The sequence below is a fragment of the Cohnella luojiensis genome, assembly GCF_004564235.1.
In the GTDB taxonomy this organism is placed as follows: Bacteria; Bacillota; Bacilli; order Paenibacillales; family Paenibacillaceae; genus Cohnella; species Cohnella luojiensis.
The window spans coordinates 1-1,977 of record NZ_SOMN01000080.1 but is presented as its reverse complement, the minus strand read 5'-3'; the positions used below and the strand labels follow the sequence as shown (position 1 = coordinate 1,977).

Below are 1,977 nucleotides of genomic sequence, written 5' to 3'. Positions count from 1 at the left end.
AGTAGAGTAGAAAACTGAAATTTCTTTGGAGGGCGAAAGCCCTCCATTTACTTTTCCAGCTCCCCCTTCATCAAACCGGACGTGAGGTTTTCCCTCATCCGGCTTTCCGATGTTCTTCTTCCTTCAGCTTTACGGTACTTTCCTTAACTGGCGAGTTTCTTAAGTCCCGCGAATTGTGCCGCCATTGCAGCTAGCTTGGACTTGCCGTGTTTATTCCGACGTTTGTGCTTCTTGTTCCAGAACAGCGTGATGCGCTTGCGGATGTACCAGTCGATTTTGTTCAGGAATTTGTCGGCAAAGACGTCGAGACCGTAGTAGTTCTTCCACCCTTGTATCTTAGGGTTCAGTTCTTCCACCATTTTGTTCATCGTCCAATACAGGCGATTCCTAGGCTCGGTTACTTCCTTTACCTTCTGTCTCATGCTCTTCATCGCTTTCTTGGACGGGTAGCTACGAAGGATGGAAACCGTTTTATTCCCTTTCAGTTTCTTCGGTATTTTCCGGTGGTGCATCCCCAAAAAGTCGAAGCCCTGCTTATCATCCCACAGGTTGATGAGCTTGGACTTCTCCTTATTCATCGTTAGTTCCAGCTTTCCGAATACCGCTTTGAGGACATCTATCGCCTTTAGTGCTTGTTCTTTGGTTTTGCAAAGGATAACAAGGTCATCGGCGAACCGCACCAGCGTTCCCGTGTCCGCGAACTTCTTCTCCCAAATCGTATCCAGGTAGTTCAAGTACAGATTCGAAAGAAGTGGACTGATGACGCCGCCCTGCGGACTGCCGAGTTCGGTTTCGTGAAACTGATCATCTTTCACGAATCCTGCCTTCAGCCACTGGCGTATCAATTTCAGCACGCGACGGTCGCTGATGCGCTGTTCGACCAGTTGCATCAGCTTGTCATGTGCGATGTTGTCAAAGTAGCCGCGAATATCGATGTCAACGACCCAGTAGACGCCCTTCTTTACCGCTTTGCGAATGTGTTTAATCGCGCCGTGCTGATTCCGCTTTGGCCTAAAGCCGTATGAGCAATCCTTGAAGTCCGCTTCAAATATCGGCTCAATGACCATTTTCGTCGCCATTTGGACGACTCTGTCCCGTATGGCTGGGATGCCGAGCGGACGCATCTTGCCGTCTGCTTTGGGTATCTCTTTGCGCCTTGCTGGCAGCGGTTGGTATTCACCATTTTGGATCGTCTTTTGGATTTCGTTAACGAATCGCTCTTCGCCGATTTCTTTGACAATGTTGTCGATGGTCATGCCATCCACGCCACCGCTTCCGCCGTTCGATTTAACCCGTTTCCATGCTTCCCAAAGAATGTCGCCGCGGTGCACTTTGTCGTACAGCGCATGAAATCGCCGCCTCGGATTTTCCTTGGCTGCAAGGTATAGTACGTTATGGAGTTGTCGAGCTTTTTCTTTGGCGTAGTTAGCAGGTTTATATGCATTCACTGACTCTTACCTCCTCCGGTACGTTGAACAAAGTAGGGTATTGGCTTTCGCCGCCCTTCCCTCCATGAGGTTTTGTTGTCCTCACTTCGCAGGTACTATGGCCCCCTCCGACTCCCTTCCCGCAGCTTGCCACTTCGCCTTTAGGGCTTATAGGGTTGCTCTTTACGGCATCCGCCGTGCGGGGGAGGGTCTCCCTAGTTCCAGACACAACTTTCTCAGCATGCCGTTCCCCTTACACCGGAGAGTTCTTCCGCGCTGCGTTTCCAAGTGCTTCGCGCGTTCCATGGCCTTCACCCATAACTCCGGGGCTCGGCTCTCTCTTGTCCTTTGTAGGTCTTTTTTGACGATGCGGCAGGATTCACTTCATGTTACGGCCTGTTGGTTTGCTCGCACTCCCACAGGAGTTACTTTGTCACGGGGCTTCAACCTTAGGATCTCTCCACCAGTTGCCCGTCAGCTACGAGGCGACTTGGCTCTTACCTCGACCGGACTTTCACCGGCTAGTTGTGCCTAGCTTGACTAGGCGCGC

At 51.2% G+C, this 1,977-nt stretch carries 1 protein-coding gene; it reads right to left on the bottom strand.

The features are described 5' to 3' along the window. Positions 1-143: 143 nt before the first annotated feature. A complete protein-coding gene (gene ltrA / locus E2980_RS23765) occupies positions 144-1,448 on the bottom strand; it encodes a group II intron reverse transcriptase/maturase (RefSeq protein ID WP_135154689.1) in 1,305 nt (434 codons plus the stop codon). Positions 1,449-1,977: the final 529 nt, after the last annotated feature.